We start from the raw sequence: 8,767 nt of genomic DNA on the forward strand, positions 1-8,767 counted from the left end.
GACCTCTAGCCGGATCGCTCGGTAGCCCGTAGACCCAGCGAAAGAAGCAGCCGCACATCGGGATTCGCCAGCGAGGTCGATAGCAGCTTTTCTATCCGGCGGGCCCGGTAGCGCACGGTGTTGGGATGGACGTGCAGCTGCTGCGCCGCGGCGGCGACGTCACCGAAACTGTCCAGATAGGCTCGCAGCGTCTCGACCAGCATCGGATCGCGGGCTTGCAGGTCATACACCCGAGGGTCGACGAGCCGCTCGTCGGCGGCGACCATCGTGACGATCTCATCGATCAGCACGGTTGTCCGTGCCTCGGCCAGCGATGTCACAGAGGCGAACGAATCCGGATGGCGCTCAGCGCTATCCAGCACCCGGTCCACCTCCGCGCGCATCGCGGCCAGGCCGGCCAGACCGTTGACCGGCGTGGCGATGACGGCCCGCAACTGCAGTCCTAATTCGCTGCGCAACGCGCTGATGGTACCGCGAATCCAGGAGGTGAGTGATGACCGCTTCGTGGTATGTGGCAGCACCACATATACTCGCGAACCGCACGATGCCACCTGTGCATCGGTCCGAAAAGCATTGGCGCTCAACGCCAGCACGTCAGCAAGCCGGGCGTGACGGTCGGGCGTGTAGAAACCGATCAGAGCGGCGTTGCCGTCGGCCGCGATCCCGAGTTCTTGAGCGATGGTGTCCACATCGACCGATCCGCCGTCGGTCAGGCCCAGTAGCTCCTGGGCCCGCAGCGCGTGCATCGATGGCCTGGCTGCTAGCTGCGACATGATGCGGGCCGCCAGCACAGCGGCTCCGCGCAGCACATCCTCGGCGTCGTCCGCCAGCGGTCGGGAGCCTTGCTGCACCCAAATGGTGCCGGCGAAGACCGGCGCCCGGCGGGCGTCCCGGGCCGGCTGATGAATACCCACGGCCAACCGGGGCCGTAGGCCCAACTCGGGGCGCTCGGCGACCCGGACCACGTCGCCGCTGGCCCGCAGCGCATTGAAAATCCCCCATTGGCCGATCCACTCGAGATGCTCGGGTGGTCCGGCACGACCCAGGATCGATAGTCGCCGCAACTCGTCGGCTTCGTCGTTGGATGCCGAATACGCCAACACGTGCGACTGCTCGTCCTCGATGCTGACCATGCCGTGAATGCGGTCGGCGAGCGACTGGGCCAGGCCGAACAAGTCGGTGCCGGAGTCGGAGCGCGGATCGGGCGGATCCCCCAAGGACGGTAGGTGGTGCTCGAGGACGTGATTTACCAATCGGTACAGCCGCTCCCAGCGAGCCTGCGGCTCCACAGCCACCACCGCCGTCCCGGCTGCGACGGCCCGCGCGACGAGGGCGTCGGAGGGTTTCTTGGCGAAGATCGCCACCGCCGCGCGATCGGCCGGGCCGCTGTCTTGCTTGTCCAGCCAGTCCTGGCCCTCTTGGTCGGCGACGCCGACCAGAAAGAACACGTCCGCCGAGTCCGCGCCGCGTCCTAGGCCCAACCGCACATCGTCGCTGTCTATCAGCGCCGCTGAGGCCACCGGCAGGTCCAGCCCGCGGGGAGCCTCGACCAGGCTCGCCACGGTGGTGTCCAGGGCCAATAGCAGCTGACCCAGTCCGACGCCCGGCATTCGCATATTGTCTGATCCTACTAGAAACGCGGGTCTATCTTGTCCGATCAGCCAAGCTTGGGCGGGTCGCCGACGGGCATCCTGAGGGCATGGACGCGATCACCGAAGTTCCCCTGCCCGCCAACGAGCCGGTCCACGACTACGCACCGAATTCGCCCGAGCGCAGCGGGCTGCGAGCCGCGCTGACCGCGCTGGCCGATGACCAGATCGACCTGCCGCACGTGATCGGCGGCGCGCATCGCATGGGCGACGGTGAGCGGATCGACGTCGTGCAGCCGCATCGGCATGCGGCGACGCTGGGCACGCTGACCAATGCCGACCACGCCGATGCCACCGCTGCCGTCGAAGCGGCAATGGGTGCCCGAGCACACTGGGCGGCGACCCCATTCGACGAACGCGCCGCGATCTTTCTGCGGGCCGCCGATCTGCTTGCCGGGCCGTGGCGCGAGACGATCGCGGCCGCGACCATGCTCGGTCAATCCAAAACCGCCTACCAGGCCGAGATCGACGCCCCCTGCGAGCTGGTCGATTTCTGGCGGTTCAACGTCGCCTTTGCGCGCCAGATCTTGGCGCAGCAGCCGCTGAGCGTGCGCGGGGAGTGGAATCGCACCGACTACCGGCCGTTGGACGGATTCGTCTACGCCATAACGCCGTTCAACTTTTCAGCGATCGCCGGGAATCTGCCCACCGCGCCGGCGCTGATGGGTAACACCGTGGTGTGGAAGCCGTCGGTCACGCAGACATTCGCCGCGTACCTGACCATGCAACTGCTGGAGGCGGCCGGGTTACCGCCCGGTGTGATCAACCTGGTCGCGGGTGACGGGTACGCGGTTTCTGATGTGGCGCTGGCAGATCCGCGGCTGGCCGGGATCCACTTCACCGGATCGACCGGGACTTTCCAGCGGCTGTGGCGCGAGGTCGGCGCCAACATCGAGCGTTACCACAGCTACCCGCGTCTGGTCGGTGAGACCGGCGGCAAGGACTTCGTGCTCGCGCACGCCTCGGCGCAGCCGGATGTGCTGCGCACCGCGCTGATTCGCGGCGCGTTCGACTACCAGGGCCAGAAGTGCTCGGCGGCGTCGCGGGCTTTCATCGCCCACTCGGTCTGGCAGCAGATGGGCGACGACTTCCTCGCTGCCGCGGCCGAACTGCCGTTCGGCGACATCACCGACTTCTCCAACTTCGGTGGTGCGTTGATCGACGAGCGCGCCTTTGTCAAGAATGTGGACGCGATCGAACGCGCGAAAGGCGCGGCCGGTGTCACGATCGCGGTCGGCGGCGAATACGACGACAGCGAAGGCTATTTCGTGCGCCCGACGGTGCTGCTGTCCGATGACCCGACCGACGAGGCATTCGCCACTGAGTACTTCGGTCCGCTGCTGTCCGTGCACGTCTACCCCGACGACCAGTACGAGCAGATCCTCGACGTCATCGACTCCGGTTCGCGGTATGCGTTGACCGGTGCGGTGATCGCCGACGACCGCGGCGCCGTGCTGGCCGCGCAGAACCGGCTGCGGTTCGCGGCCGGCAACTTCTACGTCAACGACAAGCCGACCGGTGCGGTGGTGGGCCGCCAGCCGTTCGGTGGCTCCCGCGGGTCGGGCACCAACGACAAGGCCGGATCGGCGCTGAACCTGTTGCGCTGGACGTCGGCACGCTCGATCAAGGAGACGTTCGTCCCGGCGACCGATCACAACTATCCGCACATGGCGCGGCAGTGATGTCGGGCCTGTTCGCCAAGACCCTGCGGCCGGCGATCCTGGCGGCCAGCCACTCCGACGGGTTGCGTCGGACGGCCGAGCGGTTGCCGGTCACCCGCAAGGTGGTGCACCGGTTCGTTCCGGGCGCGTCGCTTGATCGGGCGTTGGACAGTGTTGCAGTCCTTAGGGATTCGGGCCGGCTCGTCAGCATCGACTACCTCGGCGAGGATGTCACTGACATCGACGGCGCGAATGCCACCGTGCGTGCTTATCTTCGGCTTCTCGCCGCGTTGGGCCGACGGCCGGATGGCACGCATGACGGTGTGCGCCCGTTGGAGGTATCCCTCAAGCTGTCGGCGTTAGGGCAGGCGCTGGATCGCGACGGCGAGAAGATCGCTTTGGAGAACGCGCACACCATCTGCGAGCGGGCCGAGCAGGTCGGCGCGTGGGTGGCCGTGGACGCCGAAGACCACACCAGCACGGATTCGACGCTGTGGATCGCCACCAAGCTGCAGGCTGATTTCCCTTGGCTGGGCGTGGTTTTGCAGGCTTACCTGCGGCGCACCCACGGCGACTGCGAACAGTTCGCCGCGTCCGGGGTGAGGGTGCGGCTGTGCAAGGGCGCCTACGACGAACCGGCATCGGTGGCCTATCGGGACACCGCTGCGGTCACCGACTCATACCTGCGCTGCCTGCGGGTGCTGATGGCAGGCTCGGGGTATCCGATGGTGGCCTCGCACGACCCCGTGGTCATCGACGCAGTGCCCACATTGGCGGGCGAATACGGACGCGGTACAGGTGATTTCGAATACCAGATGCTGTACGGCATCCGCGACGGCGAGCAGTTGCGGCTGGTGTCCGCCGGCAACCGGGTACGGGTGTATGTGCCGTTCGGCACCCAGTGGTACGGGTATTTCATGCGTCGACTGGCCGAACGACCGGCCAACCTGACATTTTTCATGCGGGCGCTGGCGGAGCGCGGCCACTGATGGGCTGCGCAACGCGGCCCGCAAAGATACCGTAGATCCAAAGTTTTATAAGCCGAGTCGTCGTACCGTCATCTCACTCGCCGTTCACAATTGTCGGAGGTCGGCGTGCTGGACATAGCTTTCGTTGCGCTGCTGGTCGGCCTGGCTGCGCTTGCCGTCGGATTTGCCTTCGGATGCGATCAGTTGTCGGGATCCGAAGAACCTGTGCTTTCAGAGCCGGGTCGTGAGGGGCGGACCACGGACCGAGTTTGAGACGCCATGACGTTTGACGATGTGACAGCGATTCTGGTCGCAGTCTTGCTGGGTGCATACCTTGTCTACGGTCTGATCCGGCGCGGGGACGTGTAGATGGCCGCGGCGAGTTGGGCACAGATCGCGGCGGTATTCGCGCTGCTGTTCATCAGCACCCCGCTATTGGGCGGTTACCTCGCCAAGGTCTACCGGAATGAGAATGCGCCCGGCGATCGCATATTCCTTCCGGTTGAACGGCTGGCCTACCGGTTGCTGCGCATCGACCCCCGCGGTGAGCAGCGCTGGATCGCGTTCGTCGGCTCGGCGGTGGCACTGACCATCGTCGGTGTACTGCTCAACTACCTAGTCTTTCGCATACAACACTGGCTGCCGGGCAATCCCGATCACTTCCGTGGAGTCAGTCCGCCGCTGGCATTCAACACCGCGGTCAGCTTTGTGACCAACACCGACTGGCAAAACTACGCTGGTGAATCGACGTTGAGTCAGTTCAGCCAAATGTTTGCGCTAGTGGTGCACCAGTTTTTGTCAGCGGCCACCGGGATGGCGCTGGCGGCGGCATTCATCCGTGGTGTGATCCGCACGCAAACAACAACATTGGGAAACTTCTGGGTCGACGCGGTGCGCTCTCTGGTGCGGGTGCTGGTTCCGCTGAGTTTCGTGTTCGCTATCGTCCTGCTCGCGGCGGGTGTGATCGACAACTTCCATGCCACACGTGTGATCTCCTCGGTCTCGGCCACGGCCCAGCAAGGGATTCCCGGTGGTCCGGTTGCGAGCATGGTGCCCATCGAAATGATCGGCGACAACGGCGGCGGCTACTTCGGCGCCAATATGGCTCACCCATTCCAGAATCCGAACGCCGTGATCAACGTGCTCACCATCTGGCTAGCCGCGGCGATTCCGTTCGCCTTTCCGTGGGCCTATGGCCGCCTGGTCGGCTCCATGCGCCAAGCGACGGTGGTGCTCGTTGCCATGGCCGCGTTGTACGCGGCGTCGGTGGTGGTCGTGGCGGCCCTGGAAGCCCACGGCAATTCCCATCTCGCGCAGCTCGGCGTCGCCCAGTACCCCACCTCCACCAACCCCGGCGGGAACCTGGAAGGCAAGGATCTTCGGCTTGGAGCGACCGGTTCGGCATTGAACGCCGTCACGATGACTTCCACGTCAACCGGCGGCGTGAACTCCGCTGTGGAGAGCTACACACCGTTGGGCGGTGGCCTGGCGTTGGCCGACATGATGCTCGGGGAGGTCATTCCCGGCGGCACCGGCACCGGTCTATACGGGATGTTGATTTTTGTGATGATCACCGCGTTCATCGCCGGGCTCATGGTCGGACGAACGCCGATGTATCTCGGTAAGCGCTTGCTGGCCGGGGACATGACCTTGGCGGCGATCTACATCCTGGTATTGCCGGTCACGGTGTTGAGCTTCGCCGGAATCTCATTGCTGTTGCCGTCGGCCGCCCACCAAATCTCCACGACGGGGCCACACGCCGTGACCGAAGCCGTCTATGCTTTCACGTCGGCCGCGCACAACAACGGGTCGGCGTTCGCCGGGCTGGCCGGCAATACCCTGTGGTACAACTCGACGTTGGGTCTGGCCATGTGGGTCGGCCGGTTCTTCGAGATCATTCCCGCGCTGGCACTGGCCGGCTCGCTCGCGCGCAAACGCACTTACACAGTCACCGCCGGAACGCTGCGAACCGACACGCCGCTGTTCACTGCGCTGCTCGCCGCGATCGTCGTGATTCTGGTGGGTCTCACCTACTTTCCGGTGCTGGCGCTCGGGCCGATGGCCGAGCACTTCTCCGGACACTTCGGAGTCTGATCGATGCCGACGCAGACGGCTGTCCCGCCCGGTCGGCACATGGGCCGCGAAACGCGGCGCCTGCGCGAGTTGTCGATTCTCGATCCCCGTATAGTCCGCAAGGCCATCATCGACGCGGTATTGAAACTCGATCCCCGGCTGATGGTGCACAAGCCGGTGATGTTCGTCGTCTATATCGGCAGCATCTGGACCACACTGCTATTGGTGCGCGACGCGCCCAAATCCACTGGCGCAGATAATCTCTTCACCGGCCTGGTCGTGCTGTTCTTGTGGTTCACCGTGCTGTTCGGTAATTTCGCCGACGCGATGGCTGAGGGCCGCGGCAAGGCGCACGCCGACGCGCTGCGCCGGGCCCGGCGGGAAACCGTCGCCCACGTTTTGCAGCCTGACGGTGCTACACGCGACACTCCTTCGCAGGAACTGAAAGTCGGCGACCGATGCGTCGTCGAGGCCGGGCAGGCGATTCCCGGCGACGGTGAGGTCATCGAAGGAATGGCCATGGTCGACGAATCGGCTATCACCGGTGAGTCAGCACCCGTGGTGCGGGAGTCGGGGGGCGATCTCTCCGCGGTCACCGGCGGTACGGTGGTGCTCTCGGACCGCATCGTCGTGTCCATCACTTCCCCGCCCGGGCAAACGTTTTTGGATCGCATGATCGGGTTGGTGGAGGGCGCTAACCGGCAACGAACGCAAAACGAGCTGGCCCTGACCGTCGTGCTGGTCAGCCTGACCTTCATTTTTCTCGTCGCTGTCAGCACGTTTCAGTTGGTTGCGATCTTCTCGGGCGTCAAGCAGCCGATCGTGTTGCTGGTCGCGCTGCTGGTGTTGCTGTCTCCCACCACCATCGGTGCACTGATTTCGGCGATCGGCATCGCCGGCATGGATCGCATGATCCGCCACAACGTGCTGGCCATGTCGGGCCGGGCGGTCGAAGCCGCCGGTGACGTAACCACGTTGTTGTTGGATAAAACCGGCACCATCACCTTCGGCAACCGGATGGCCACCGAGTTCGTCCCGGTCGGCGACACCGACGAACACACCTTGGCCGAAGCAGCGCATCTCTCGTCGTTGGCTGATGAAACACCCGAGGGCCGCTCGATTGTGGAGTTCGCCCAGCACCACTACGGCTGCCAACCCAGCGACATCGCCGGGGCAAACCTGGTCAGTTTCAGCGCCAAAACCAAGATGTCCGGTATCGACTTGCCGCACCGCAAGATTCGCAAAGGCGCTGTTGGCGCGGTGAGCGAGTGGGTACGGGCCAACGGCGGCGCCGTGCCGCCAGATATGGATGGCGTAGTGGCGCGCATCGCCACCAGTGGCGGCACCCCGCTGGCGGTTGCGGACGAGAACGCGGTGCTGGGGGTCATTCATCTGAAAGACACTGTGAAGCCTGGCATTTCGGAACGCCTCGGTGCCATGCGGCCCTTCGGAATCCGCACCGTGATGGTTACCGGCGACAATCCGGCGACCGCCGCGGCCATCGCCGCGGAGGCCAGCGTCGACGAATTCATCGCAGAGGCCACCCCGGAAGACAAGATGGACCGCATTCGCGCCGAGCAGGCCGGTGGCGACCTGGTCGCGATGACCGGCGATGGAACCAACGACGCACCGGCCCTGGCTCTGGCCGATGTCGGGGTGGCCATGAACAGCGGCACGCAGGCTGCCAAAGAGGCCGGCAATCTTGTTGACCTGGACAGCGACCCGACCAAACTCATGGAGATCGTCGAGGTAGGCAAACAGCTACTGATCACCCGCGGTTCGCTGACAACCTTCTCGGTCTGCAACGACGTCGCGAAATATTTCATTGCGATTCCGGCGATGGTCCATTCCGTCTTTCCGGAGTTGGCCGCGATCGACATCCTCAACCTGCATAACCCGCACACCGCGATTCTGTCCGCGGTGATCTTCAACGCGATCATCATCGTGCTGATGATCCCGCTGGCGCTGCGGGGTGTTCGAGTCAAAGCGATGGGCGCCACCGCGATGCTGCGCCGAAACGTCCTGTTCTTCGGGGTCGGCGGACTGATCACCCCGTTCGTGCTGATCAAGCTAATCGATATCACCATCGTCGCGCCGATAGGAATCCACTGATGCTGCGTACTCAACTGCTCCCGGCGATCATGCTCACCGTGCTGGCCAGCTTGGTGCTCGGCGTCGCCTACCCGCTGGCCGTTTACGGCATCGGACAGCTCGCCTTCAAGCACCAGGCTGAGGGCTCGCTGATCAGTCGCGGCAATCAGGTCGTCGGTTCGAGCCTGCTTGGTCAGCCGTTTACCGATCCCGCCGGCAACCCGTTGCCCCAGTATTTCCAGCCCCGGCCGTCTGCCGCGGGCAACGGCTACGACGCGACCGCCAGCGCCGCAAGCAATCTCGGCCCCAGCGATCCCAGGCTGCT

6 protein-coding genes are annotated in these 8,767 nt (G+C 64.9%); 5 read left to right on the forward strand and 1 reads right to left on the reverse strand.

Going from position 1 to position 8,767, the window contains the following annotated elements:
* Positions 1-5: 5 nt before the first annotated feature.
* Positions 6-1,616, reverse strand: coding sequence for a PucR family transcriptional regulator (locus tag VEI45_RS12725; protein ID WP_324853662.1), 1,611 nt, complete (start codon positions 1,614-1,616; stop codon positions 6-8).
* Positions 1,617-1,699: 83 nt separating this feature from the next.
* Between VEI45_RS12725 and pruA the strand changes: the two genes are divergently transcribed.
* From pruA to VEI45_RS12750, 5 genes are all read left to right on the forward strand, one after another.
* Positions 1,700-3,331: an L-glutamate gamma-semialdehyde dehydrogenase gene (gene pruA / locus VEI45_RS12730; protein WP_324853664.1), complete on the forward strand. Its 1,632-nt coding sequence runs from the start codon at positions 1,700-1,702 to the stop codon at positions 3,329-3,331.
* Positions 3,331-4,299, forward strand: a complete 969-nt coding sequence (locus VEI45_RS12735) for a proline dehydrogenase family protein (RefSeq protein WP_324853666.1) — start codon at positions 3,331-3,333, stop codon at positions 4,297-4,299. The genes pruA and VEI45_RS12735 overlap by 1 nt, the downstream gene beginning before the upstream one ends.
* A 348-nt stretch (positions 4,300-4,647) precedes the next feature.
* On the forward strand, positions 4,648-6,372 hold the full coding sequence (kdpA, locus tag VEI45_RS12740; protein ID WP_324853668.1) for a potassium-transporting ATPase subunit KdpA: 1,725 nt from the start codon (positions 4,648-4,650) through the stop codon (positions 6,370-6,372).
* Positions 6,373-6,375: 3 nt separating this feature from the next.
* Positions 6,376-8,463 carry a potassium-transporting ATPase subunit KdpB gene (gene kdpB / locus VEI45_RS12745; protein ID WP_324853670.1) on the forward strand — a complete coding sequence of 696 codons (2,088 nt, stop codon included), beginning with the start codon at positions 6,376-6,378 and terminating at the stop codon, positions 8,461-8,463.
* The coding region (locus tag VEI45_RS12750) for a potassium-transporting ATPase subunit C (protein ID WP_324853672.1) at positions 8,463-8,767 on the forward strand (305 nt) is incomplete at its 3' end. The genes kdpB and VEI45_RS12750, both read left to right, overlap by 1 nt.

The sequence above is a fragment of the Mycobacterium sp. genome (assembly GCF_035623875.1).
Taxonomy (GTDB): Bacteria; Actinomycetota; Actinomycetes; order Mycobacteriales; family Mycobacteriaceae; genus Mycobacterium.